Here is a 26,233-nt window from a genome sequence, read left to right as displayed (position 1 = left end):
AGACTGCCTTCCATGGCTCGCTGGCAACCCGACGCACCTGGACGACTCGCCGCCGCGGCCCTCGACCTCTTCGAGGAGCGCGGCTACGAGAACACGACCGTCATCGAGATCGCGGAGCGCGCGGGGCTCACCAAAAGCACGTTCTTCCGGTACTTCCCGGACAAGCGCGAGGTGCTCTTCGGCGGGGGCACGGTGGCCGGTCTGGTCGTGGAGGGGATCGCCTCGGCGCCGCCGACGACCGGGCCGCTCGACGCGGCGGCGGACGCCCTCGACGCGCTGGGCCGGACGTTCTTCACCGCCGACCGCCGCGAGTTCAGCGGCCGGCGCCAGGCCGTGCTGGACGCCAACCCGGAACTGCGGGAACGCGAGGCCCTCAAGAGGATCGACATCACCGCCGCCATGGTCGAGGCCCTCACCCTCCGCGGCGCCCCGAGCCTGACCGCGCGCGCGGTCGCGGCGCTGGCCGCGCTCGCCTGGGAGGTCGCCTACGACCAGTGGATCGAGGCCGGCAACAGCGAGGGGTTCGGCCCGCTGGCCCGGCGAGCGCTCGCCGACGTCCTCGCGGCCGGAGCCGTGCGCTAGCCGGCACCGCGCACCAGTTGGCGAAGCGCGCCAAGGACCGCTCCCGGCCTGAAAGTTGCCCGCCCCGGCTCCCCTCCCCGAAGAGGGCACCCAGACGGTTCCCACACGTACCAACCAGTCGGTAACGTGCTCGTATGACTTCACTGCCGGAGCGCGCCGGACGCCGCTGTTATCAACCCGTGAACGCCTTCCACTCCATGGTCTACTTCTCCCCCGACCTCTCCGACGCGCTCGCCGCGCTCGGCGTCGAGGACTCCCGCGCCGCGTACCTCGCGGGGCGCGGCGCGGCCTTCGGGCGCGTGGGGGCGGGCGCCATCACCGCCTCGTTCTACAACTTCAGCCATGAGCTCGTCGCCCGCCATGTGCCGAGCGTCTGGGACATCGCGTCGCCCGAGGACGTACTGGCGGCCCGGCTGCGCGCCGCCGACGCCACACTGCGCCGGCTGCTCGGCGACGAGGCCGTCGCGTCGGCGGAGATGGCCGAGGCCGCGGAGCTGGCGCTGCGGGCGACCGAGGTGTGCAGCCGCGCCGCCCGCCCGCTGTACGCGGCCCACGCCGACCTGCCCGTACCGGACGCGCCGCACCTCGCCTTCTGGCACGCCGCCACGCTGCTGCGCGAGCACCGCGGCGACGGGCATCTGATGGCACTGGTCGGCGCGGGGCTCGACCCCGTGGAGGCGCTCGTCAGCCACACCGCGACCGGCCGCGGCATGAACCCGGACTGGGTGCGGTCCACCCGGGGCTGGACGGACGCGGACTGGGCGGCGGGCCAGGAGCGGCTGCGCGAGCGCGGACTGCTGGCCGCGGACGGGGAGTTGACCGAGGCGGGCGCCGCGCTCCGCGCCGGGCTGGAGGACGAGACGGACCGGCTGGACGCGGCCCCGTACGAACACCTCGGAGCGGTGGGCGTCGCCCGGCTCACGGAGCTGGCGGGCGGCTTCGCGAAGGCCCTCGCGGCCGCCGGCGCCTTCCCGGCGGACCTCATGGGCAAGGGCTGACGTCGGCCGGCCGCCCGGCCGGCGACGGCGGCAGACCGCCCGCCTGACGACGGCGGCGCTCCGCTCTGTCGGAGGTACCTGCCACAATGCAGGTCGCAGCTCAGAGAGAAAGCGGAGCGTGATCGTGACGACGTCGATCGAAGGCAGGATCGCCGAGGAGCTCGGCGTGCGGGAGCGGCAGGTGACGGCGGCGGTCGAGTTGCTCGACGGCGGCTCGACCGTGCCGTTCATCGCCCGCTACCGCAAGGAAGCGACCGAGATGCTCGACGACGCGCAGTTGCGCTCCCTGGAGGAGCGGCTGCGCTATCTGCGCGAGCTGGAGGAGCGGCGGACCGCGATCCTGGAGTCGGTCCGCACGCAGGGCAAGCTGGACGACGCCCTGGAGGCGCGGATCCGCGCGGCCGACTCCAAGGCGCGGCTGGAGGACATCTACCTCCCCTTCAAGCCCAAGCGGCGCACCAAGGCGCAGATCGCGCGCGAGGCCGGCCTGGAGCCGCTGGCCGACGGCCTGTTGGGCGACCCGGGCGTGGAGCCGGCCGCCGCGGCGGCCGCGTTCGTGAACGCCGAGGCCGGCGTCGCGGACCCGGCCGCGGCGCTGGAGGGCGCGCGGGCCATCCTCACCGAGCGGTTCGGCGAGGACGCCGACCTGATCGGCGAGCTGCGCGAGCGCATGTGGTCGCGGGGGCAGGTCTCCGCGAAGGTCCGGGAGGGCAAGGAGGAGGCGGGCGCGAAGTTCGCCGACTACTTCGACTTCTCCGAACCGTTCACCCAGCTCCCCTCCCACCGCGTGCTGGCCATGTTCCGGGGCGAGAAGGAGGAGATCCTCGACCTGGCCCTGGAGCCGGAGGAGCACGAGGGGCAGCAGGACGGCGACGTGCCGAGCGCGTACGAGCGGACGATCGCGCGCCGCTTCGGCATCGCCGACCGCGGCCGGCCCGCCGACAAGTGGCTCGCGGACACGGTGCGCTGGTCCTGGCGGACCCGCATCCTGGTGCACCTCGGAATCGACCTGCGGCTGCGGCTGCGCCAGGCCGCCGAGGACGAGGCGGTGCGGGTCTTCGCCGCCAACCTGCGCGACCTGCTGCTCGCCGCCCCCGCCGGCACGCGCGCCACGATGGGTCTCGACCCCGGCTTCCGTACGGGCGTGAAGGTCGCCGTCGTCGACGCGACGGGCAAGGTGGCCGCCACCGCCGTCATCCACCCCCATGTGCCGCAGCAGAAGTGGGACGCGTCCCTGGCCACGCTGGCGGCGCTCGCGCGCGAGCACGACGTGGAGCTGATCTCGATCGGCAACGGCACGGCGTCCCGCGAGACCGACAAGCTCGCCGCCGACCTCATCGCGGCGCACCCGGAGCTGAAGCTCACCAAGGTCATGGTCTCCGAGGCCGGCGCCTCCGTGTACTCGGCGTCGGCCTTCGCCTCGCAGGAGCTGCCGGACATGGACGTGTCGCTGCGCGGCGCGGTCTCCATCGCGCGCCGGCTCCAGGACCCGCTCGCCGAGCTGGTGAAGATCGACCCCAAGTCGATCGGCGTCGGCCAGTACCAGCACGACCTGTCCGAGGTGAAGCTCTCCCGCTCCCTCGACGCGGTCGTCGAGGACTGTGTGAACGGCGTCGGTGTGGACGTCAACACCGCCTCCGCGCCGCTGCTCTCCCGCGTCTCGGGCATCGGCGCCGGGCTCGCCGAGAACATCGTCGCCCACCGCGACGCCAATGGCCCCTTCCGGAGCCGCCGCGCCCTCAAGGACGTGGCGCGGCTCGGCCCGAAGGCGTACGAGCAGTGCGCCGGGTTCCTGCGCATCCGCGGCGGCGACGATCCGCTGGACGCGTCCAGCGTGCACCCCGAGGCGTACCCGGTGGTGCGGCGCATGGTGAAGTCGACGGGCAGCGAGGTCGCCGCCCTCATCGGCAACACGACGGTGCTGCGGTCGCTGCGGCCCGCCGAGTTCGTGGACGACTCCTTCGGGCTCCCCACGGTCACGGACATCCTGAAGGAGCTGGAGAAGCCGGGGCGCGACCCCCGTCCCGCCTTCAAGACGGCGACCTTCAAGGAGGGCGTCGAGAAGATCGGCGACCTCACGCCGGGCATGACGCTGGAGGGCGTCGTCACCAATGTGGCGGCCTTCGGGGCGTTCGTGGACATCGGCGTGCACCAGGACGGGCTCGTGCACGTCTCCGCGATGTCCAAGACGTTCGTCAAGGACCCCCGCGACGTGGTGAAGCCGGGCGACATCGTGCGCGTCAAGGTCATGGACGTGGACATCCCGCGCAAGCGCATCTCGCTGACGCTCCGCCTCGACGACGAGGCCGGTTCGCCCGCCGGCGGGGGCCGTTCCGCCGGTGGCGGCTCGGGTTCCGAAGGCCGCGGGGGCCGCGGAGGCCGCCCGAAGGTCGGCGGCCAGCGCGACCGGTCCGCCCAGCCCCGCCAGGGCGGCGGCCGCGGCGGCTCCGGCGGGCGCGGCAACTCGGGCGGCGGCCGCGGCCCGGCCCCGGCCAACGACGCCATGGCCGACGCGCTGCGGCGCGCCGGTCTGCTGGGCGGGGAGAACGGCGGACGCTGAAACGACCGCTGTCGGCGGGCCGCGCGAGGTCGGCGGGGCCCGCGGGTGATCGAAGGGACCTGAGGGTGATCGACAGTCCTGAGGGTGATCGAAGGGGCCTGAGGGTGATCGGAGGGGCCGGACGCGTGCGGCGGTACGTGTCCGGCCCGGCCGGTGCGGGTCCGGCCCGGCGGTACGTACGGCCCGCGGCGCACCCCCACTCGCGCCCGGACCCCAACTCCCGCCGGACCAGCCGCCTCTGACGGGACGTCAGCGGCGTCAGCGCTCCGTGACGCGGCCTTCGGCGACCTCGATGCGGCGGGTCGTCTCGACGGCGTCGAGCATGCGGCGGTCGTGGGTGACCAGGAGGAGCGTGCCCTGGTAGGAGGCGAGGGCCGACTCCAACTGCTCGATGGCGGGCAGGTCCAGATGGTTCGTCGGCTCGTCGAGGACGAGGAGGTTGACCCCGCGCGCCTGGAGGAGGGCGAGGGCCGAACGGGTGCGTTCGCCCGGCGAGAGCGTGGCGGCGGACCGCAGCACGTGCGCGGCCTTGAGGCCGAACTTGGCCAGCAGCGTACGGATCTCGGCCGGTTCCAGCTCGGGCGCGGCCGCCGCGAACGCGTCCAGCAGCGCCTCCCGCCCGTGGAACAGCGCGCGGGCCTGGTCCACCTCGCCCACGACGACGCCGGGCCCGAGCGCCGCCGACCCCGCGTCCAGCGGCAGCCGGCCGAGCAGCGCGGCCAGCAGCGTCGACTTCCCGGAGCCGTTGGCTCCGGTGATGGCGACCCGGTCGGCCCAGTCGATCTGGAGGTCGACAGGGCCGAAGGCGAAGGACCCGCGGCGCACCTCCGCGCCGCGCAGGGTCGCGACGACCGCGCCCGAGCGGGGCGCGGCGGCGATCTCCATGCGCAGTTCCCACTCCTTGCGGGGCTCCTCGACCACCTCCAGCCGCTCCAGCAGCCGTTCGGTCTGCCGGGCCTTCGCGGCCTGCTTCTCGGTCGACTCGACGCGCGTCTTACGGCTGATCTTGTCGTTGTCGGTGGCCTTGCGGCGGGCGTTGCGGACGCCGTGCTCCATCCAGTTGCGCTGGGTGCGGGCGCGGGCCTGGAGCGCGGAGCGGGTGTCGGCGTACTCCTCGTACGCCTCGCGCGCGTGGCGCCGGGACCGCTCGCGCTCCTCCAGATAGGCCGCGTAGCCGCCGCCGTAGACGTTGACCTGCTGCTGGGCGAGGTCCAGCTCGACGATCCGGTGCACGGTGCGGGTCAGGAACTCGCGGTCGTGGCTGACGAGGACCGTGCCGGCGCGCAGCCCGGTGACGAACTGCTCCAGGCGGGCGAGGCCGTCCAGGTCGAGGTCGTTGGTGGGCTCGTCGAGCAGGAAGATGTCGTAGCGGCTGAGCAGCAGGGAGGCGAGCCCGGCGCGGGCGGCCTGGCCGCCGGAGAGGCTGGTCATCGGCCGGTCGAGGTCGACCTTCAAACCGAGGGAGCCGGCGACCTCCTCGGCCCGTTCGTCGAGGTCGGCCGCGCCGAGCGAGAGCCAGCGCTCCAGGCTGGTCGCGTACGCGTCGTCCGCGCCCGGCGCCGCCTCGACGAGCGCCTCGGTCGCGGCGTCGAGCGCCGCCTGGGCCTCCGCCACGCCGGTGCGGCGCGCCAGGAAGCCCCGTACGGTCTCCTCCGGGCGGCGCTCGGGCTCCTGCGGCAGGTGCCCGACGGTCGCGCCGGGCGGGCTCAGCCGCAACTCGCCTTCCTCCGGCACGTCCAGCCCCGCGAACAGCCGCAGCAGCGTCGACTTGCCCGCCCCGTTGGCTCCGACGAGCCCGATCACCTCACCGGGCGCGACCACGAGGTCGAGCCCCGAGAAGAGGGTGCGGTCGCCGTGTCCGGCGGCGAGATCCTTGGCGACGAGGGTGGCACTCATAAGGCCACCGACTTTATCCGCTGCCACGCTGCCGCAGGAAACGGATTACGTCGCCCGGTCACGGGTTCTGTGGTGGAGGGCCTTGGTGCCGCACGGCCCGTTCAGGGGCGGAAAGGGCCCCGGGGCAGCGGTAGGCAAGGTCCGTACGAGCGTGGGACACGCATGCCGCCCACGGAGGTGCCGCGGCGCTGGTGCCTCACGGCCCGTTCGGCGGGGGCGGGGTGACGGCCGTCACGAGGACGTTGCCGTTGGTGCGGGCGACGAGGAAGGAGCCGGGGCGGGCGGCGGCGTGCGGGAGGGGGATCCGGTGGCGGCCCGGGTCGAGGTGGGCGTCGAAGAGGTCGTAGGTATGGGGGCGGGAGAGCCGGTCGAGGCGGTAGCCGAGCAGGGTCACCCGGCAGGGGGCGGTCACCTCGACCTCCGCCGCGCCCGTACGGCCGTCGCGGTGGGCGGTGAGGCGGGTCAGCCGGCGCTGTTCGCGGGGGCCGCGCTCCAGGGCCTCCTCGATCTGCGCGACGAGCAGCCCGACGATCGGCGCGAGGCCGGCGACGAAGACGGCGTCGGACCCGGCGGCGTCGAAGGCGGCGCGCACGGCGGCCCGTTCGTCCTCGCCGACCGCCTGGCCGAAGGCCACGGCCCCGTAGGTGCGCAGTTCGTCAGCGTGCGCCCCGGCCGCGTCGCGGGTGATCTCGGCGCCGATGCCGGTGCCGCGCAGCGCGGCGGCGAGCCGGGCGAGGAAGGCGACGCGCTGTCCGACGAGCAGGACGCGGCGGGTGGGCGGTTCGTGGGGGTCGCCGTCGGCCAGGAGCCGTTCCAGCGCGCCGCGGTACTCCTGGCCGCGGAAGCGGAACGGGCCGACGCCCGCGTAGCCGTCGCGCTCCAGGTCCGGCGCCGCCTCGTCGGTCTGCCAGGCGAAGTCGCGCCAGACGAAGTCGGGGCCGTCGCGCTCGATGACCGCCGTGACGGCGCCGCACTCCAGCCCCTCGCACTCGGGGCAGCCGTAGATGACGAAGCGGCCGTCGGCCGGCGGATCGTCGGTGTCCAGCAGCAGTCGCCGCACCTCGGAGGTGAAGATCGAGGGGCCCAGATCGGAGGCGAGGGGCGAGACGGCGTCGACGTCGGCGAGGCGCAGCAGCAGCGGTCTGCCGTCGACGATGAAGTCGAGGAAGTCCCGGTGGAGCCGGTAGGCGCCGCCCGCGAGCACACCTCCGGTGCGCGTCGCCGGCGCCAGCCCGAAGGTGACGTACTCCGCTGCCATGACCCGAGTATTCCCACGCCCGGACCGTTCCGCTCCCGGCGGCGCGCATTCCGTATCCGGCGCTCGTGGGGCGTTCCGCATCGCGCGCCCGCGGGGCGCTCCGCGCGCGCCCAGCGGATAGCGTCCGGGTATGACGAGCGATGCGATCGTGATCGGCGGCGGGGTCATCGGCCTGACCACCGCCATCGTGCTGGCGGAGAGCGGGCGCCGGGTCGAGGTGTGGAGCCGGGACGCGGCGGCGGACACGACGTCGGCGGTGGCCGGCGGGCTGTGGTGGCCGTACCGGATCGAGCCCGAAGAGGCCGTCGGCCCATGGTCGCTGCGGTCGCTGGAGGTCCAGACCGAACTGGCCGCGGACCCCGACGAGACGGGCGTACGGCTGGTCGACGGGGTGCAGGGCGGGCTGGACGTCACGGAGCTGGGGCCGTGGGCGCGCCATCTGCGCGGGCTGCGGCCGTCGAGCGCCGAGGAGCTGCCGCACGGCTATGAGAAGGGGCTGCGGGCGCGGGTCCCGATCATCGATATGGGCAGTCACCTCGCTTACCTGCGGCGGAGGTTGGAGGCGGCGGGCGGCACGGTCGCGGTCCGGGCGGTGTCCTCGCTCGCGGACGCCGGCCGGGCCGCGCCGACCATAGTCAACTGCACGGGCCTCGGCGCCCGCGACCTGGTGCCGGACCCCGGGGTGCACCCGGTGCAGGGCCAGATCGTGGTGGTCGAGAACCCGGGCATCGCCGAATGGTTCGTGGCCGCCGACCGCGCGGCCTCGGACACGATGTACGTCCTGCCGCAGCCGTACGGGGTCGTGCTCGGCGGCACGGCGCGCGAGGGCGTCTGGGACCGCGAACCGGACCCGGTGACCGCCGCGGCGATCGTGGCCCGCTGCGCCCGCGTTCACCCGGCCCTGGCCCGCGCCCGCGTCATAGAACACCGCGTCGGCCTGCGCCCCGGCCGCCACCAGGTACGCCTGGAGGCCGAGGACCTGCCCGGCGGCACCCGCCTGGTACACAACTACGGCCACGGCGGCGCCGGCATCACCGTCTCCTGGGGCTGCGCCACCGAAGCCGCCAACCTGGCAGCCGACTGACCGCGCCCTGGGGCCCGGCCCCGGCCCCGGCCCCGGCAGGACCATCGCGCGCCGCCCGCCACGAGGCATGGCTCGCTGGGGCCCGTACGAGGGCGGGCGGGAGCAAGGTCGGGTGGGTTGGCGTGCGGGTCAGCTTTTCTTTGTCATGGCCGACTTGATGTCGTCGAGGACGGCTTGGGCGGCGAGGGGGCCGCCGGAGCTGTTCCAGGCGGAGCCGTCGACCACCACGACGTGGTGCTTCGTGACGGCCTTGAGCTTGTTGAAGTTGGGGACGCCGCCGGCCTCCTTGAGGCCCTTCTCACCGGCGGCCTTGTCGCCGAGGGCGCCGAAGAACAGCCAGTCGCCGTCGATGGAGTCGAGGCGCTCCAGGCTCACGGGCTCGCTGTGGCCGATGCTCTCGCCCTGCTGCCCCTTGGGGCGGCTGAGGCCGAGGGCGGCGAGGGTGTCGCCGACGTGGCCCTTGCCCTTGCCGACGACGGAGGGCGCGCCGTTCTGCCAGCGGATGACGCTGGTGACGGCGCCGGCGTTGCCGCCCAGCGCCCCCTTCACCTCCCCCACCTGCTTGTCGAACCCGGCGAGCAGCTTCTCGCCGTCAGCCTTCTTGCCGAGGGCGTCGGCGGTGGCGGAGAACGCCTCTTTCCAGGGGGCGTTGAGCTTGGCGGTGAGCACGGTGGGCGCGATGCCCTTGAGCTTGTCCTGGACGCGCTTGGCGCCGACGGTCTCGTCCAGCAGGATGAGGTCGGGCCGCATGGCGGACAGCTTGTCGAGGTCGGGCTCGGCGACGTTGGCGACGATCTTGGCGGACTTCGCCTTCTCGGCGAGGTAGCCGGCGACGCCGGACTGGCCGCGACCGCTGGTCGCGCCGATCGGCTGGACGCCGAGGGCGAGCGCGGCGTCGAGGGTCGGCTCGCTGAGCGTCACCACCTTCTTGGGCGCGGCGGGCACCTCGACCTTCTTGCCGTTGGCGTCGGTGACGGTCCGCTTGCCGGAGCCGCCGCCCGCCGCGTCCTGGGACCCGGCCTTCGAGTCGCTGCCGCATCCGGTGAGGGCGAGACTGCCCGCTATCGCGGCGACGAGCAGGGCGGCGCTTCTGCGGAACTGCATGGGTGTTGCTCCTTGGATGGAAACTTGGTGTCTGTCGATGGGGGTCGTACGGATGGTGTACGGGTGGCGTACGGAGTGTGGTTCGGCGCTGGTCCAGTGCGCCGTATGCGTCAGCGGCCCAGCAGCCTGACCAGGCCATCGGCGAGCGCCACCGACCAACACACGTAGTCGTGACCGCCGTTGAAGTCCGTTCCGCTGACGTCGTAGCCGCGTGCGCGCAGCGCGGAGCGCAGTTCGCGGGTCTGTTCGAGCATGCCCCACTCATGAAGCCCGACATCGAGGCGCAACCGCAGTTCGCGCGGCGCCCCTTCGAGGTAACGGCGCGTCATCCACGGCGTGTCGCCCGGCAGTTCGTCGGCCGGTCGCCACCAGAGCGAGGAGGACTGGGCGAGCACGTTGCCGAAGCGGTACGGCGCGGAGTACCCGGCGTACAGGGCGGTCAGCCCGCCGAGGCTCTGGCCGGCGATGACGGTACGGGCCGGGTCGTCGGTGACGGGCAGCCGGGCCGCCGCCCAGGGGAGCAGTTCGGCGGCGAGGAAGTCGACGTAGGCGGGGTTTCCGCCGAACTCCCTTCTACGGGTGGGGTTGTCGACGGCGTGCGGGGCGAGCACGGTCAGTGGCGGGATGGCGCCGTCGGCGATGAGGTTGTCCAGCGTGTCCTCGATGCCAATCTGGCCGAACCACATGTCACCGTCGAGGAGGACCAGCACGTCCGTCTCAGCGCGGGCCGTCTCAGCGCCGGCCGTGCCAGCGCCGGGCGAGTCGGTCTCGGGCGGTACGTACCTCCACACCTCGCGTTCCGAGCCGAGTGCCGCGCTCGCGAGGTGGTACCGCCGTACGGTCCCGCGTGCGACGCCGTCGCGGCGGGCCTCCCAGGGACGCGCCGGAGCCTCGGGCAGCTCGAAGGCCGATCCGGGGCGTCCGTGCCAACGGGTCGGGACCGTACGGGGGTTGAAGGGGTCCGGTACGGCGGTGTCGGCGAGGCGTTCCAGTTCTGAGCGGTCGAAACCGGTGGTGTCGGGGGCGATGCGGTACGAGCCGCGGTGGTCTGCGCGGAGCCGGTAGGTGAGGTGCCAGACGTCCGTGCCGGGGAGCCGGCGCATGAGGCTGGCCGCGAGGTCGCAGCGGTCGAGGAGCCGGTTGACGAGCAGCAGGACCTGCCGGGTGTCGGTGTCGCCGCGCCACAGGAAGGTGACGGCCCGATGCCCGGGGTCGCCCTCGATCGTCTCGATCAGCGGCGCGCCTGTGGTCCGCACCTCGCCCCAGAACGCGTCGAGCACGGTGCTCCGCGCGTTCCAGGACCGGGCCGCCGCCATGTCGCGGGCGAGCCGCGCCAGCCGGGGGCTCTCGGTGGTCTCGACGGGTGCGGGCCGAGGGGAGAGCGGCGGTTTGTCCGCGCCCACGCCGAGTTGCCGCGCGGCCATGAGCGCGACGCCGACCCCCGCGACCGAGTCGGCGACCTGCCGAGTCGCGGGCCCGGCGACCGGCCCGGCAGCGGGTCCGGCGACCGGCCCCACCGCCGCTCCGGCTGCCGCCTCGGAGCCCTCGCGGGCCGACCCCGCGCCCGTACGGCCGCTGCCGCCCGAGGCGAGCGACGCGCTCACGGGCGCGACCGCCCCGTACCCGCCGGCCGGGCCGCGCCCGGCGCCCCCGGAACCGGGCCCGGCCCCCGCCCCGAACGCCCCGTCATACCCATCGAACCTGCCGGACCCGCCTGACCTGCCGGGCTCGCCATACCCACCGGCCCAATCGACCCCACCAGACGCGCCATATCCACCAGCCCCACCAGACCCGCCCCTCATCGGTGCCTGCCCTGCGTCAGCGCCAGTTCGACCAGCCGCGCCGCCGTTTCGGACGGGCTCGGCATGGCGGCCATTTCCTCCGCCGTTTCGCGCGCGGCCGTGCGCAGGTCGTCGTCCTCCAGGAGCCGCTGGATGAGTTCGGCGTCCGGGGCGAGCCCGCCGGGACCGCCGTCGGCACCGGGGACGAGGCCGCAGCCGCGGGTGCGTACGGCGGCGGCGTTGGCGGGGCGGTCGGCGCCCTCGCCGAGGACGATCTGCGGGAGGCCCGAGTCGAGGGCGGTGAGGGTGGTGCCGGCGCCGCCGTGGTGGACGACGGCGTCACTGGCGGCGAGGAGCGCGCCGAGCGGTGTCCAGTCCACGGGGCGTACGTTCTCGGGGAGCGGGCCGAGCGCGGTGAGGTCGGCGCCGCCGAGGGCGAGCACGAACTCGGCGTCGGTGGCGCGGGCCGCGTCCACGACCCATTGGAGGGGCGAGACGCCGTCGACGACGGGGCGCACCGTGCCGAGGGTGACGGCGACGCGTGGCCGCTTGCGGTCCTCGAAGAGCCAGTGCGGGAGCGAACTGCCGCCGTTGTAGGGGACGTAGCGCATGGGGCGGGTGCGCGGTTCGGCGGCGACGCTCATGCTGGGCGGGGTGACGTCGAGCCAGGCGGCGATGGGGTCGGGGCCGTCGAGGCCGTGGCGGGCGTAGCCGTCGGCGAGGGCGTCGTTCATCATGGCGACGTGCCGTCCGGTGTGGCCGAAGCCGACGGCGTGCAGGACGGACGGTACGCCGAGGCGGGTGGCGACGAGCTGGCCGACGACGCCGTTGGGGGTGTGCACGACGAGGTCGGGGCGCCACTGCCGGCCGAGGTCGACCATGGTGTCGGCCATTTCGTCGCTGAAGAAGGAGAAGCCCTTCCCCTTGGGCGGTTCGCCGGCCTCGCCCGGGGACGGCGGTTTGCGGTCGCGACGCTTCTCCATGTCGGCGTAGAGGGCGTCGGGGCCGATGCCGGGCGCGCAGTCGAGGGCCGGGAGGCCGGCGTGCGCGGCGTGCCCGGCGGCCTTTCCGCAGGTGCCCACGAGGACGTCGTGGCCCGCGGCGCGGAACGCCTGGGCGAGCGGAACCATCGGATAGAGGAGTCCGAAGAACGGCGGTCCGGCGAACAGGACACGCATCGACAACCTGCTTTCCTCCCCGACGCACCGTCATATCGCCTGCCGGGCCTGGGTGATGACCGGTCGGAGGCGCATGGCGGCGCACGCGGGGCGAGTGTGGCCGAGGTCACACGGAGAACGTGGCGACCCTTACTTAGGTAAGCCTAAGCTAATCACGTGCCCAGCAGCTCAACAACAACCCCCGGCTGGATACGCAGGCTCGGCGCCGCGTGCCGCCACCACCCTCGACTTCTCCTCGCAGTAGCACTGAGTTCCGTTCTGGGAACGGGTCTTGAGGCCATCGGGCCGCTCCTCGCCCGGCTCGGCGTCAACGACGCCGTCGCCGGGAACACCGGCCGCATCGGCTGGCTGGCGGCGGCGCTCACCGCGCTCGCGCTGGTCCAGTTCGGCGCGGAGTTCACCCGCCGGTACGCCGCCGGCAAGCTCGCCCTGGGCGTGCAGCACCAGCTCCGCACCGAGGTCTTCTCCTCCGTGCAGCGGCTCGACGGGATCAAACAGGACGCGCTCCGCACCGGCCAGGTCGTCTCCCGCGCCAACAGCGACCTCCAGCAAGTACAGATGATGCTCGGCATGCTGCCCATCCCGCTGGGCACCAGTGCGCTCTTCCTCGTCGCGGTCGGCGCGATGCTCTGGCTCTCCCCCCTGCTCACCCTCGTCGCGCTGACCGTCGTCCCCGCCACCGCCTGGGTCGCCGCCCGCAGCCGCACCCGGCTCGTACCGGCGACGCGTGCGGCCCAGGCGGGCGCGGCCGAGATCGCCGAGCACGTCGAGGAGGCCGTCACCGGCGTCCGCGTCGTCAAGGGCTTCGGGCAGGAGGAGCGCGAGACCGACCGGCTCGCGCGCGCCGCCCGCGCCCTGTTCGGCCGCCGGGTGCGCGTCGCCCGCATCCAGGCCACCGCGACCGCCACCATGTCCGCGCTCCCCGCCCTCGGCCAGGTCGGGGTGCTCGCGCTCGGCGGCTGGCTGGCGCTGCGCGGCAGCGTCGACCTCGGCACGTTCCTCGCCTTCGCCGCCTATCTGGCGCTGCTCGCCGGGCCCGCCCGGCTCTTCGCGAGCTTCCTCGTCACCGCGCACCAGGCCCGCGCCGCCGCCGAGCGGGTCTACGAACTCGTCGACGCCCAGCCCGAGATCACCGAGGCGCCGGACGCCCGCGAGGCCCCGGCCGGGCCGGTGGGGATCGAGCTGCGGGACGTGCGGTTCGGGTACGCGCCGAGCGACCCGGTCCTGGACGGGGCGTCGCTCGCGGTGCGGCCCGGCGAGACGCTCGCGCTGGTCGGCCCCTCCGGCTCCGGCAAGTCCACCGTCTCCCTGCTCCTCGCCCGCTTCTACGACCCGCAGCACGGCTCGGTGCGCGTCGGCCCGCCCGACGCGAGCGCCGACGTCCGCGAACTGACCCTGGCCTCCCTGCGCGCCACGATCGGCGTGGTGTTCGAGGAGCCGTTCCTCTTCTCCTGCTCGCTCCGGGACAACATCGCCTACGGCCGCCCGGACGCCACCGACGAGCAGGTACGGGCCGCCGCCGAGGCCGCCGAGGCGCACGGCTTCATCTCCCGGCTGCCCGACGGCTACGCCACCGAGGTCGGCGAACGGGGCCTGACCCTCTCCGGCGGCCAGCGCCAGCGCGTCGTCCTGGCCCGCGCGCTCCTCGCCGATCCCCGCGTCCTCGTCCTCGACGACGCCACCTCCGCCGTCGACGCCGTCACCGAGGCCGCCATCCAGGCCACGCTGCGGGCCGTCACCACCGCCCGTACGACCCTGCTCATCGCCCACCGCCGCTCCACCCTCGCCCTCGCCGACCGCATCGCCGTGCTCGACGGCGGGCGCGTCGTGGACACCGGCACCGAGGCCGAACTGCTGGCGCGCTGCGCGCTCTTCCGCGAACTCCTCTCCGGGCCCGGCGACTCGATCGACACGCCGGTCGGCCCCGCCGCCGACCGCCCGGCGGCCGACGGCACCACGCCGGAGCTGTGGCCCGAGCCCGACACCGGCACGGCCCCCGCGCCGGCCGGCGAACCGACCGACGAGCCGACCGACAAACCGACCGACGACCCGCGCCTCGACGAACGCGAACTCCGCTCCCCCGACCCGCGGTTCCGCCTCTCCCGCCTGCTGAAGCCGGTGCGCGCCGCCCTGCTGCTCGGCCTCGCCCTGGTCGCCGCCGACTCCCTCGCGACCATCGCGCTGCCCCTGCTCGTACGGCACGGCCTCGACGCGGGCGTGGACGCCGGCGACGGCCGGGTACTGGCCACCACCGCCCTCTTCGCCCTCCTCGTCGTCGCGGGCGGCTGGCTCGCGCTCAACCTCCAGGCCCGCGTCACCCGGCGCGCCGGGGAGCGCGTGCTGTACGGGCTGCGCGTCCGCACGTTCGCCCAACTCCAGCGGCTGGGGCTGGACTTCTACGAGCGCGAGCGCGGCGGCCAGATCATGACGCGGATGGTCAACGACATCGACGCGCTCTCCGCGTTCCTCCAGACCAACCTGCTCACCGCCGTCGCGGCGCTCGCGACGCTGTGCGCGGCGGTCGTCGCGATGCTCGCCGTCGACGTGTCGCTGGCGCTCACGGCGCTCGCCCTGCTGCCGCTCGTCCTCATCGCCACGGCCGTCTTCTGGCGGCTCTCCTCGGCCGCGTACACCGACGCCCGGCTGCGCGTCGGCGAGGTCAACTCCAGCCTCCAGGAGAACGTCACCGGGCTGCGCGTCGCCCAGTCGCAGAACCGCGAGGGCCACACCGCCGAGGCGTTCGGGAAGCTCTCCGAGAGCTACCGCACCGCCCGGCTGAAGGCGCAGCGCTACGCCGCCGTCTACTTCCCCAGCATCAACCTCACCGCCGAACTCTCCAAGGTCCTCGCCCTGTTGGTGGGGGCGGGCTGGGTCGCGGACGGCTCGCTGAGCCCCGGCGTGCTCGTCGCCTTCATGCTCTACCTGGGCATGTTCTTCGCGCCCGTGCAGCAACTGTCCCTCGCCTTCGACAGCTACCAGCAGGCGTCCGTCGGGCTGCGCCGCACCGTGGAACTGCTGCGCGTACCGGCCTCCGTACCGCCCGCCGAGCACCCCGCGCCCGTGCCGGACCGGCTGCGCGGCGAGATCGAGCTGCGCGACGTCACCCACCGCTACCCCGGCGCGGAGCGGCCCTCCCTGGCGGGCGTCAGCCTGCGCGTGACGCCCGGCGAGACGGTGGCGCTCGTCGGCGCGACGGGTGCGGGTAAGTCCACCGTCGTCAAGCTCCTCGCCCGGTTCTACGACGCGAGCGAGGGCCGGGTCCTGGTCGACGGCGCGGACATCAAGGACTACGAGCCGTCCGCGTACCGCCGGCTGCTGGGCGTCGTGCCCCAGGAGGCCCACCTGTTCACCGGCGACATCGCCGCCAACGTCCGCTACGGGCGGCCGGAGGCGAGCGACGGCGAGGTCGAGGCCGCGGTACGGGTGGTGGGCGCGCTGCCCGCCGTGGCCGCCCAGCCGTACGGCTTCCGGCAGCCGGTCGGCGAGCGCGGCGCGAGCCTGTCCGCCGGGCAGCGGCAGCTCATCGCGCTGGCCCGCGCCGAACTCGTCTCCCCCGGCCTGCTGCTCCTCGACGAGGCGACGGCCGCGCTCGACCCGGCCACCGAGCGGAGCGTCCTCGACGCCGGGGACCGGCTCGCCACCGGCCGTACGACCGTCGTGGTCGCCCACCGGCTCGCCACGGCCGCCCGCGCGGACCGGATCGTCGTCCTCGCCGACGGCCGCGTCGCCGAACAGGGCCCGCACGAGGCGCTGCTGGCCGCCGACGGGCCGTACGCACGGCTGTGGCGGCACCAGGCGGCGACCGCCGGCACCGCGGCCGAGCACACCGAGCACACCGTGCACACCGACGCCACCGCAGAGAGCACCGCGACCGACACCGCGTCCGCCCCCGTCACCCAAGGATGACCCCCTCATGAAGGCACTTGTCCTCTCCGGAGGCACCGGCAGCAGGCTGCGCCCCATCACGCACACCGCGGCCAAGCAGCTCGTCCCCGTCGCCAACAAGCCCGTGCTCTTCTACGGCATCGAGTCGCTCGTCGCCGCCGGGATCACCGACATCGGCATCGTCGTCGGCGACACGGAGGCGGAGATCCGGGCGGCGGTCGGCGACGGTTCCCGCTTCGGGGCCCGCGTCAGCTATCTGCCGCAGGCACGGCCCCTGGGCCTGGCGCACGCCGTGCTCATCGCCCGTGACTGGCTCGGCGACGACGACTTCGTGATGTACCTCGGCGACAACTTCGTCGTGGGCGGCATCACCGAACTGGTCGAGGAGTTCCGCGCGACCCGCCCCGACGCCCGAATCCTGCTGACCAAGGTGGACGACCCCAGCGCCTTCGGGGTCGCCGAACTCGACCCGGACGGCGCCGTGCTGCGGCTGGAGGAGAAGCCCAGCGCGCCGCGCAGCGACCTCGCGCTCGTCGGCGTCTACCTCTTCACGTCCGCCGTGCACGAGGCCGTACGGTCCATCACCCCCTCCGCGCGCGGCGAGTTGGAGATAACGGACGCCATCCAGTGGCTCGTCGAGGACGGCCGCTCCGTGTGCTCCACCGTCATCAGCGGCTACTGGAAGGACACCGGCAACGTCACCGACATGCTGGAGGTCAACCGCACCGTGCTCGAAGCCATGCCGCCCGCCGTGCTCGGCACGGTCGACGCGGACAGCGAACTCGTCGGCCGGGTACGGGTCGAGGAGGGCGCCAGCGTCGTCCGCTCCCGGATCGTGGGCCCGGCCGTCATCGGCGCGGGCAGCGTCGTGCGCGACTCCTACATCGGCCCCTCCACCTCGGTCGCCGACGGCTGCCTGATCAGCGACAGCGAGGTGGAGTTCTCCATCGTGCTCGACGGCTCCCGCATCGAGGGCGTCGGCCGGATCGAGGGCTCCCTCATCGGCCGTACGGTCCGGGTGACCGGCGCCGCCCGCGCGCCCCGCGCCCACCGCCTCGTCCTCGGCGACCACAGCCAGGTCCAGATCACCCCCTGACGCCGCGCAGACCCGACCGCCTGACCGCCCATCACCTCCTGGACACCCATGAGAATCCTCGTCACCGGCGGGGCCGGCTTCATCGGCTCCCACTTCGTCCGCACCCTGCTCGGCCCCGAAGGGCCCGGCGGAGCGCTCGCCGTCACCGCCCTGGACTCCCTCACCTACGCCGGAAACCTCGCCAACCTCCGCACCGCGCAAGGCGATTCACGGTTCACCTTCGTACACGGCGACATCCGGGACGGCGGGCTCGTCGGCTCCCTCCTCGCGCGCCACGACATGGTCGTGCACTTCGCGGCCGAGTCCCATGTGGACCGGTCCATAGCGGGCGGGCAGGAGTTCGCGGCGACCAATGTGCTGGGCACCCAGGTGCTCCTGGAAACTGCGGTGCGGCACCGCGTCGCGCGCTTCGTGCACGTCTCCACGGACGAGGTGTACGGCTCCATCGACGCCGGGTCTTGGACCGAGGACCAGCCGCTGGCGCCCAACTCCCCCTATTCCGCGTCGAAGGCGGGCTCCGACCTGCTCGCGCTCGCCCACCACCGCACCCACGGGCTCGACGTCTCCGTGACCCGCTGCTCCAACAACTACGGCCCGTACCAGCACCCCGAGAAGGTCATCCCGCTGTTCACCACCCGGCTCCTGGAGGGCGGCAGCGTCCCGCTCTACGGCGACGGCGCCAACGTCCGCGACTGGCTGCACGTCGACGACCACTGCCGGGCGCTGCGGCTCGTACTGGAGGCCGGGCGGCCCGGCGAGGTCTACAACATCGGCGGCGGCACGGAACTGAGCAACACCCAGCTCACCGAGCGGCTGCTGGACGCCTGCGGAGCGGGCTGGGAACGGGTCGAGCGGGTCGCCGACCGCAAGGGCCACGACCGGCGCTACTCCGTCGACTGGTCGAAGATCCGCACCGAGCTGGGCTACCGGCCTCGCCACTCCTTCGCGGACGGGCTCGCCGAGACCGTCGACTGGTACCGCGCCAACCGGTCCTGGTGGTCCCCCGCCGCCCCCGCCCCGCGAGCGGCGGCGCGCCCGGCGGCCGGAGTGCGCGGTGAGGGCCGGTGACCCGCTGGCTGATCACCGGCGCCGGCGGGATGCTCGGCCGCGACCTGTGCCGGCTGCTCGCCGCCGGACACGTCCCGGTCCTCCCGCTGACCCGCCATGACCTCGACCTCACCGACGAGCGCGCCGTCGGCTGCGCCCTGCACCGCGCCCGCCCCGCCGTGGTCGTCAACTGCGCGGCCTGGACCGACGTCGACGCCGCGGAGTCCGCCGAGGAGCGGGCGCTGCGCGTCAACGGCGAGGCGGTACGCGTCCTCGCCCGCGCCTGCGCGGCCACCGGCGCCCGGCTGCTGCACGTCTCCACCGACTACGTCTTCCCCGGCCACGCCGGCCCGCCCTACCCCGAGGACGCCGAGCCGGGCCCGCGCACCGCGTACGGGCGCACCAAGCTGGCCGGCGAGCGCGCGGTCCTCGCCGAGCTGCCGCGCGCGGGCACCGTCGTGCGCACGGCCTGGCTGTACGGCCCGTACGGCCGCAACTTCGTGCGCACCATGGCCGAGCGGGCCGCGGGCGACGGCGTGGTGCACGTCGTCGACGACCAGTACGGCCAGCCCACCGCCACCGCGGATGTCGCGCGGCGGCTCATGGCGCTGGGCCGGGGGCCGCTGCGGCCGGGCGTCTTCCATGCCACCGCCGGCGGCCACACCACCTGGTACGAGCTGGCCCGCGAGGTGTTCCGGCTGGCCGGCGCCGACCCCGAGCGGGTGCGGCCCACCGACAGCGGCGCACTGGGCCGGCCCGCGCCGCGCCCGGCGTGGAGCGTGCTCGGCCACGACCGGTGGCAGACGGCCGGGCTGCCGCGGCCCCGGCACTGGCGGGACGCGCTGCACGCCGAGTTCGCCGCCGTCGCCGCGGGGACGGCGGGCGCCGACGGAACCGTAAGCATCCAAGGAGGGGCCTCATGCGCCCGATGACCATCGAGGGCGCGTGGACGCGCGAGCCGACGATCCACCGCGACGACCGGGGCAGCTTCCACGAGTGGTTCCGGGCCCCGGACTTCACCGCCGCCGCGGGCCACGCCCCCGTCCTCGCCCAGGCCAACTGCTCCCGGTCCCGGCGCGGCACGCTGCGCGGCGTGCACTTCGCCGACGTGCCGCCGGGCCAGGCCAAGTACGTCACCTGCGTACGGGGCGCGATCCTCGACGTCGTCGTCGACCTGCGGGTCGGCTCCCCCACGTACCGCGCGTGGGAGGCGGTGCTCCTGGACGACGAGACCCACCGCGCCGTCTATCTCTCCGAGGGGCTGGGCCACGCCTTCATGGCGCTCACCGACGACGCGACCGCCGTCTACCTCTGCTCCACCGGCTACCAGCCCCGGCGCGAGCACGGCGTGCACCCGCTCGACCCGGAGCTGGGCATCGAGTGGCCGCGCGGCGTCACGCCCCTGCTGTCGGAGAAGGACGCCGCCGCGCCGTCGCTGGCGCGGGCGGAGCGGGAGGGGCTGCTGCCGTCGTACGAGGAGTGCCGCCGCTTCCGCGCGAGCGCGGATACGGGCGTGAGTGCCGGTACGGGCGCGGGCCCAGGTACGAGTGGGGGCACGGGTACGGGCGTCAGCACGAGCACGGGCGTCAGTACGAGTACGGGCGCGGGTTCCGGGGCCGGCGGCCGTGAGAGCAGCGCGGCATGACGGCCGCCACCACCCTCGCCGCCGCCGAGGCCGCGCCGCCGCCCGCCGCGCCCGGCGCCCGGCGGACCGTACGGACCACCGGCCTGCTGGTGGGCCTGGCGCTGCTGGCGGTCGCCGTGCTGGCGAGCATCTCCGTCGGCGCCAAGCAGATACCGCTCGACCAGGTGTGGCACGGCCTGTTCGAGGCGACGGGCACCGAGAACGACCACATCGTGCGGGGGCTGCGGCTGCCGCGCACCGCGATCGGCGTCGCGGTCGGCGCGGCGCTGGGGCTGGCGGGCGCCGTGATGCAGACGCTGACCCGCAACCCGCTCGCCGACCCGGGGCTGCTCGGCGTGAACGCGGGCGCGTCGGCCGCCGTGGTCACCTCGATCAGCCTGCTGGGCGTCACCTCCTTCACCGGCTATCTGTGGTTCGCGTTCGCGGGGGCCGGGGTGGCAGCGGTGGCGGTCAACGCGCTGGGCGGCAGCCGGGCCGCGACGCCCGTACGCCTCGCGCTGGCCGGCACCGCCGTCAACGCGGCGCTCTTCGGCTACGTCAACGGCCTGCAACTGTGGGATCTGAGCGCGTTGGAGACCATGCGGCACTGGTCGATCGGCACGCTGGCCGGGCGGCGCGGGGATCTGCTGCTGCCCGCGCTGCCGTTCCTGGTGGCGGGCGCGCTCCTCGCGCTGGCGCTGGCCCGGCCGCTGAACGCGATGGCGCTGGGCGACGACACCGCGCGCTCGCTGGGCGCGCACCTCGGCCGTACCCGCGTGCTGTCCATCGTCGCGATCACCCTGCTGTGCGGGGCGGCGACGGCCGTGTGCGGGCCGATCGGCTTCATCGGGCTGATGATCCCGCACGCGGTACGGGCGTTCTGCGGCCCGGACACCCGCTGGCTGTTCCCGTACTGCGCGGTCTTCGCGCCGGTGCTGCTGCTCGGCTCGGACATCGTCGGCCGGGTGCTCGTACCGCCGTACGAGATCGAGGTCGGGGTCGTGACCGCGTTCCTCGGCGGCCTGCTGTTCATCCAACTCGTCCGCCGGCGCAAGGTGGCCCACCTGTGAACGTCCCGCACGCCCCCGCGCGCCCGAAGTACTCCGCCATCGTGGTGGTGCGCTCGCGCGGCGGCCTCTCGCTCCGCTTCCGGCGGCGCGCGCTGCTGGTCTGCGCCGTTCTGGCGGTTCTGGGCGCGGCCCTCATGGTGTTCTCGCTCGGCATGGGCGCGTACGAGCTGGGCCCGGCCGACGTGGTCCGCACCCTCTTCGGCGACGGCCCGCCGGGCGCGGACTTCGTCGTGAACGAGTTGCGGATGCCGCGCGTCCTGGACGGCCTGCTGGCCGGTTTCGCGATGGGCATGAGCGGCGCGGTGTTCCAGTCGCTGTCCCGCAACCCGCTGGGCAGCCCGGACATCATCGGCTTCGGCAGCGGGGCGTCGGCGGGCGCCCTCGTCGCCATCATCGTGCTGGAGGCCGGGACCGTGCAGACCGCCGTCGGCGCGGTGGCGGGCGGCCTGGCGACGGCGTTCGCCGTCTATCTGCTGGCCTGGCAGCGCGGCGTGCACGGCTACCGGCTGGTCCTGATCGGCATCGGCGCGTCCGCGGTGCTCTCCTCGCTGACCAGCTATCTGTTCGTACGCGCCGACATCGGCAAGGCCGCCGAGGCGGCCACCTGGATGATCGGCAGCCTCAACGGGCGCGGCTGGGGCGACGTACGCGTGGCGGCGCTCGGCATCGTGGTGCTGGTCCCCGTCGTCCTGGGGCTCGGCCGGCGGCTGTCGATGCTGGAGATGGGCGACGAGGCGGCGGCGGCGCTCGGCGTGGCCCCGGAGCGCAGTCGCGTATGGCTGCTCGCCGCCGGTACGGGGCTGACGGCGATGGCGGTCGCGGCGGCGGGGCCCATCCCCTTCGTGGCGCTGGCGGCCCCGCAGCTCGCCCGGCGGCTGACGCGTTCGGCGGGGCCGAACATGCTGCCCGCGGCGTGGATGGGCGCGGTGCTCGTCACCGCGGCGGACTGGACCGCCCAGCGGATCTCGGGCTCGGCGATCCTGCCGGTCGGGGTGGTCACGGGCGTGGCGGGCGGCCTGTACCTGGCCTGGCTGCTGTTGCTGGAACGGAGGTCGGGACGGCTGTGACAGCGCCGCTCCGCCGCGTCGCCTCCGCGGCCGTACGCCCACCGTGCCCCCACCCGCCGACGGTTCAGTGGGGGCACGGACCGGGCGCCGAACCGGACATCCGGCGCGTACTGGGCGTACTGGGCATACGGCGGGACGCGGCCGTCAGGGTTCAGGAGCGGGCGGCGGTGGCGCGTACGAAGGCCGGGTAGCCGCCGACGACCGGCACCCGGGCGGCGCTGCCGGCGAGGTCGACGGTCAGCTTCGGGGTGGTGTCGGCGGGTTCGATCAGCCCCTTGTCGGTGCCGGCCACGATCAGGGCCAGCCGGTGGCCCGCCGGGACGACGTGGTCGCTCGCGGCGAGGTCCAGCGTGATGCGGTAGGACGTGCCGGGCGTCAGCCGCTGCCCGTGCCACAGGTCGGCGTAGTGGCCGAGATCGGCCCAGCCACGGCTGAAGATGGTGTGGCCGGTCTCCTTCGTGTCGGCGACGGTCCGCTTGTAGCAGGCGCTGTCGCCCGGCGTGCTGCTGCCCCAGCAGGTGCGGTCGGCGAGGGTGGTGATGCCCTCGCCCGCGCCCCAGTAGTCGCGGATGGTGTCGGGGCCGAGGTCGACGAGGACCGCCGACAGACGCGCCGAGGAGGTGGACGGCGTGACCTTGAGCGTGACCGTCGAGGAACCGGAGACGCGCAGGTCACGGCTGAGCGCGGGGGTGATGAACCCGGTCTTCGAGGGAGTGGACCGGTCGATGTCGGCCGCCCAGGCGTCCTCGTTCAGCTTCGGGTCGTCCGTGAACGAGGCGGTGGAGCCGGCCGGCGCGGGCTTGACGCCGAGCGTTCCGACGCCCGCGACCGGGCCGTTCGCCGGGCGGAGGGCGGTCGCGGACGTGCCCCGCGGCGGCCAGTTGCCGTCGGTGCTCCACTGGTCGGGGTGGCGCTCGATGTCGGCCATCGGCTCGCGCTCGACGCCGTTGCGGTAGCCGAGGAGGTAGTGGTCGAACCAGCGGTGCAGGGTCCGGGTCCACTCGGCGCGGCGGAAGTCGAAGGGGTCCACGTGGCCCGCCTGCGAGAGCCAGACCTTGCGCTCCACGCCGTTCTCGGCGAGCGCGTCCCACCACTGGCCGAAGTGCTTGGTGCGCACGTTGAGGTCCTGCATGCCGTGCACGGCGAACACGCTGGCCCGCACCTTGCCGGCGTCGGGCACGTAGTCTCGCTCCGCCCACAGTGACGTGAAGTCGCCGTTGCGGGGCGCGCCCTCGACGAGCCGGCGCTGCACGGCCTGGCAGCGGGCGCGCGCCTCGGCGCTCTCTATCCCGTTGGAGAGCTGGTCGGGGCCGCCGTCGTAGAGGGCGGCGCCCTTGGCGAAGTAGTAGTCGTACCAGGAGCTGATGGCCCCGATGGGCACAATGGTCTCCAGCCCCTCGACCCCGGTGGCGGCGACGCCGTTGGCGACCGTGCCGTCGTAACTCTTGCCGATCATGCCGACCGCGCCGGTCGTCCAGTCCGCCTTGACCGGCGTGGTGCCCGTACGGTCCCGATAGCCGCGGGCGCGCCCGTTCAGCCAGTCGACGACGGCCTTCGCGGACTGCACGTCGGAGCGGCCGCCGACATCGACGCAGCCGTCGGAGCGGTTGGTTCCGGCGAGGTCGACCAGGACGGTCGCGTAGCCGCGCGGCACGAAGTAGTTGTCGTAGTAGAGCGGGAAGAGGACCGGGTTTCCCTGGGCGTCGTAGGTCTTCTTCTGGCTCTCGTTGCCGCGTCCGCAGCAGGAGTAGTACGGGCTGGCGTCCATGATCACGGGGACGTCGCGGCCCTGCTGGGCCGCCTCGCGGGGCCGGACGATGTCGACGGCGACCCGGTCGCTCTTGCCATTCGAGTCGCCGTCGATCCCGGTGTCGACCCATACGGACTCGCGTATCGCGTTCGCGTAGGAATACACGGGCTGGCTCTGCCCGCCGGAACCGGCCTGTGCCGTGTTTGCTGTGCCTGCCGTTCCCGCCGTTCCTGCCGCGCTCGCGGCGCCCGGAGCGAGGAGCACGGCCAACAGGGCGGCCACGGCCGCCAGGAGGAGGGCTTTCCAGGGGATGCGGGGCTGCCGCGCGTGTAGGGGCACGGCGGGACCGTAGCGCGAGTGAACTCCTGTGCAGAAGGGGGCGAACAGTCGGCTCCTGGGGTCAGGCGGCCGATATCCGCTATCCGCCGGTCCAGAAGGCCGACATGGGAGGTCAACCGGGCCGCGAATGTCAGGGGGATGTCGTTCGTATGACATGACGCGCCATGGACAACTCTTCGGCTCGATGAGTACATAGGCTGCGAAAGATCGTTCTCCCCAACGAGTTGGAGGACTCGTGCGTCACAGACTCATCGTCCCGAGCGCCGCCGCCCTCGCGGGCCTGCTGCTGGCGATCCCGGCATCGGCCGCCGGCGCCTCGCCGGGCGCGCCGGGCATCGGGGACCCCTATTACCCGGATTCCGGCAACGGCGGATACCACGTCTCCCACTACGACCTGCGGCTCAAATACCAGCCGAAGACGGACGAGCTCCAGGGCACCGCGACGCTGCTCGCCACCACCACCCAGGCGCTGTCCCGCTTCAACCTCGACTTCGCGCTCGACGTGAGCGAGGTCCTGGTGAACGGGAAGAAGGCGAAGTTCGCCCGGTCCGGCGCGCATGAGCTGGAGATCACGCCGTCCGCCGCGCTCGACTCCGGGAAGCAGATCAGCGTCGTCGTCCGCTACCGGGGCATCCCCTCGAAGGTCAAGGTCAACGGCAGCACGTCCTGGCAGCGCACGCCGGACGGCGGGATCGCCGCGCAGGAGCCCGAGTCCGCGTGGTGGTGGTTCCCCAGCAACGACCACCCGCGCGACAAGGCCACGTACGACGTGTCCGTATCCGTCCCGGACGGCACGCAGGCCATCAGCAACGGCACGCTCCAGTCGAAGAGCTCCAAGCTCGGCTGGACCCGCTACAACTGGCGCTCCAGCAAGCCGCAGGCCTCCTACCTGGCGACGCTCGCCGTCGGCAAGTTCGATGTCACCACCGACACCACGGCGAGCGGCCTGCCGGTCATCAACGCCTACAGCAAGGACCTCGGGGCCGACGACGGGGCCGCCAGGGCGAGCATCGAGCGGAGCGCCGAGGTCGTCGACTGGCTCAGCTCGGTGTTCGGGCCGTACCCCTTCGACGCGGTCGGCGGGTACGTGCCGAACGTGCCGTCCCACTTCGCGCTGGAGACGCAGACCCGGCCCTTCTACAGCCCCGCGCAGTTCGCCAAGGGCGCCAATGTGTCGGTGGTCGTGCACGAGTTGGCCCACCAGTGGTACGGGGACAGCGTCTCCGTGAAGAACTGGCGTGACATCTGGGTGAACGAGGGGTTCGCGAGCTACGCGCAGTGGCTGTGGTCGGAGAAGGAGGGCGAGGGCACGGCCCAGGAGCTGGCCGACTACACGTATGCGCAGCACCCGGCCGACGACCCGTTCTGGACGGTGAAGCCGGGCGATCCGGGCGCGGACAAGCAGTTCGACTCGGCGGTGTACGACCGCGGGGCCATCGCGCTCCAGGCGCTGCGCAACAAGGTCGGGGACCAGGATTTCTTCGCCATCCTGAAGGGCTGGCCGGCGGCGCACCGGTACGGCAACGCGTCGGTGCAGGACTTCGTGACCTTCGCGGAGCAGGTCTCCGGCAAGCCGCTCGCTTCCCTCTTCGACACGTGGCTCTTCAGCACGGAGCGCCCAGCTCCCCCGACCGCCACCAAGGCGGGCCTCACCGCCCGCTCCTCCCACGCCAAGCCCACTGAACCCAAGTCCTGGAAACAAATCCAGTCCACGCGAAGCGCCCACGCTCCGCACTGACGCTACGGGTGGGTGCCGGGGCCTACGGCGTGGGGGGGCGGCGACGTGGGTGGGTGGGTGCGGGGTCGGGGCCGGGGCCTACGGCGTGGGGGGCAACGTCCGTGGTTGGGTGCGGGGTCGGGGCCTACGGGGTGGGGTCCTCCACCGCATATTTACGGGCCGCAAACCCGGAACCG

At 73.8% G+C, this 26,233-nt stretch carries 17 protein-coding genes and 1 pseudogene; 12 read left to right on the top strand and 6 right to left on the bottom strand.

What is annotated here, in order from left to right:
• Positions 1-12 precede the first annotated feature (12 nt).
• From IF55_RS34045 to IF55_RS34035, 3 genes are all read left to right on the top strand, one after another.
• Positions 13-582: a TetR/AcrR family transcriptional regulator gene (locus tag IF55_RS34045; protein WP_030891661.1), complete on the top strand. Its 570-nt coding sequence runs from the start codon at positions 13-15 to the stop codon at positions 580-582.
• 134 nt (positions 583-716) lie between these two features.
• Entirely contained in the window at positions 717-1,580 is an 864-nt protein-coding gene (locus tag IF55_RS34040; RefSeq protein WP_030891659.1) for an SCO6745 family protein, read from the top strand.
• Positions 1,581-1,704: 124 nt separating this feature from the next.
• Positions 1,705-4,140, top strand: a complete 2,436-nt coding sequence (locus tag IF55_RS34035) for a Tex family protein (RefSeq protein WP_030891657.1) — start codon at positions 1,705-1,707, stop codon at positions 4,138-4,140.
• Between the two features lie 258 nt (positions 4,141-4,398).
• Here the strand turns inward: IF55_RS34035 and IF55_RS34030 are convergent, their stop codons facing one another.
• Together IF55_RS34030 and IF55_RS34025 are read right to left on the bottom strand one after the other, a co-directional pair.
• A complete protein-coding gene (locus IF55_RS34030) occupies positions 4,399-6,036 on the bottom strand; it encodes an ABC-F family ATP-binding cassette domain-containing protein (protein WP_030891655.1) in 1,638 nt (545 codons plus the stop codon).
• A 196-nt stretch (positions 6,037-6,232) separates the two neighbouring features.
• A complete protein-coding gene (locus IF55_RS34025) occupies positions 6,233-7,294 on the bottom strand; it encodes a hypothetical protein (RefSeq protein ID WP_030891653.1) in 1,062 nt (353 codons plus the stop codon).
• Positions 7,295-7,424: 130 nt separating this feature from the next.
• On the opposite strand from IF55_RS34025, the gene IF55_RS34020 reads away from it, so the two are divergent.
• Positions 7,425-8,378 carry an FAD-dependent oxidoreductase gene (locus IF55_RS34020; protein ID WP_030891650.1) on the top strand — a complete coding sequence of 318 codons (954 nt, stop codon included), beginning with the start codon at positions 7,425-7,427 and terminating at the stop codon, positions 8,376-8,378.
• A gap of 129 nt (positions 8,379-8,507) precedes the next feature.
• Here the strand turns inward: IF55_RS34020 and IF55_RS34015 are convergent, their stop codons facing one another.
• From IF55_RS34015 to IF55_RS34005, 3 genes are all read right to left on the bottom strand, one after another.
• Entirely contained in the window at positions 8,508-9,482 is a 975-nt protein-coding gene (locus IF55_RS34015; RefSeq protein ID WP_030891647.1) for an ABC transporter substrate-binding protein, read from the bottom strand.
• A 110-nt stretch (positions 9,483-9,592) separates the two neighbouring features.
• The gene (gene fes / locus IF55_RS34010; protein WP_245661627.1) at positions 9,593-11,086 is read right to left on the bottom strand and encodes an enterochelin esterase; all 1,494 of its coding nucleotides are present in this window, start codon (positions 11,084-11,086) and stop codon (positions 9,593-9,595) included.
• A 194-nt stretch (positions 11,087-11,280) separates the two neighbouring features.
• Positions 11,281-12,441 (bottom strand): nucleotide disphospho-sugar-binding domain-containing protein, encoded by a 1,161-nt coding sequence (locus tag IF55_RS34005; protein WP_030891642.1) that lies wholly within the window; start codon positions 12,439-12,441, stop codon positions 11,281-11,283.
• 156 nt (positions 12,442-12,597) lie between these two features.
• Here IF55_RS34005 and IF55_RS34000 point away from each other — a divergent pair, with 156 nt between their 5' ends.
• The 7 genes and pseudogenes from IF55_RS34000 to IF55_RS33970 all read left to right on the top strand — a co-directional run bounded on the left by IF55_RS34000 (position 12,598) and on the right by IF55_RS33970 (position 22,230).
• The gene (locus tag IF55_RS34000) at positions 12,598-16,347 is read left to right on the top strand and encodes an ABC transporter transmembrane domain-containing protein (protein WP_157854587.1); all 3,750 of its coding nucleotides are present in this window, start codon (positions 12,598-12,600) and stop codon (positions 16,345-16,347) included.
• Positions 16,348-16,354: 7 nt separating this feature from the next.
• A complete protein-coding gene (locus IF55_RS33995) occupies positions 16,355-17,422 on the top strand; it encodes a glucose-1-phosphate thymidylyltransferase (protein WP_030891638.1) in 1,068 nt (355 codons plus the stop codon).
• A 48-nt stretch (positions 17,423-17,470) separates the two neighbouring features.
• Positions 17,471-18,490 carry a dTDP-glucose 4,6-dehydratase gene (gene rfbB, locus IF55_RS33990; protein WP_030891636.1) on the top strand — a complete coding sequence of 340 codons (1,020 nt, stop codon included), beginning with the start codon at positions 17,471-17,473 and terminating at the stop codon, positions 18,488-18,490.
• A complete protein-coding gene (gene rfbD, locus IF55_RS33985; protein WP_030891633.1) occupies positions 18,487-19,401 on the top strand; it encodes a dTDP-4-dehydrorhamnose reductase in 915 nt (304 codons plus the stop codon). The genes rfbB and rfbD overlap by 4 nt, the downstream gene beginning before the upstream one ends.
• A pseudogene (locus IF55_RS33980) lies at positions 19,389-19,967 on the top strand (dTDP-4-dehydrorhamnose 3,5-epimerase family protein); the annotation flags it as partial. The gene rfbD and the pseudogene IF55_RS33980, both read left to right, overlap by 13 nt.
• Before the next feature lie 143 nt (positions 19,968-20,110).
• A complete protein-coding gene (locus IF55_RS33975) occupies positions 20,111-21,163 on the top strand; it encodes a FecCD family ABC transporter permease (protein WP_030891626.1) in 1,053 nt (350 codons plus the stop codon).
• Positions 21,160-22,230: a FecCD family ABC transporter permease gene (locus IF55_RS33970; protein ID WP_030891623.1), complete on the top strand. Its 1,071-nt coding sequence runs from the start codon at positions 21,160-21,162 to the stop codon at positions 22,228-22,230. Before IF55_RS33975 ends, IF55_RS33970 begins: the two co-directional genes overlap by 4 nt.
• A gap of 151 nt (positions 22,231-22,381) precedes the next feature.
• On the opposite strand, the gene IF55_RS33965 is transcribed toward IF55_RS33970, so the two are convergent.
• Complete coding sequence (locus IF55_RS33965; protein WP_245661625.1) at positions 22,382-24,319, bottom strand: Xaa-Pro dipeptidyl-peptidase; 1,938 nt, start codon at positions 24,317-24,319, stop codon at positions 22,382-22,384.
• 235 nt (positions 24,320-24,554) lie between these two features.
• Between IF55_RS33965 and IF55_RS33960 the strand changes: the two genes are divergently transcribed.
• Positions 24,555-26,057 (top strand): M1 family metallopeptidase, encoded by a 1,503-nt coding sequence (locus tag IF55_RS33960; RefSeq protein ID WP_030891617.1) that lies wholly within the window; start codon positions 24,555-24,557, stop codon positions 26,055-26,057.
• The last annotated feature ends 176 nt before the right edge of the window (positions 26,058-26,233 follow it).

The sequence above is a fragment of the Streptomyces varsoviensis genome, assembly GCF_000718635.1.
Classification (GTDB): domain Bacteria; phylum Actinomycetota; class Actinomycetes; order Streptomycetales; family Streptomycetaceae; genus Streptomyces; species Streptomyces varsoviensis.
Note: the sequence above shows the minus strand (reverse complement) of the source record. Positions and strands in the feature narration are given on the sequence as shown.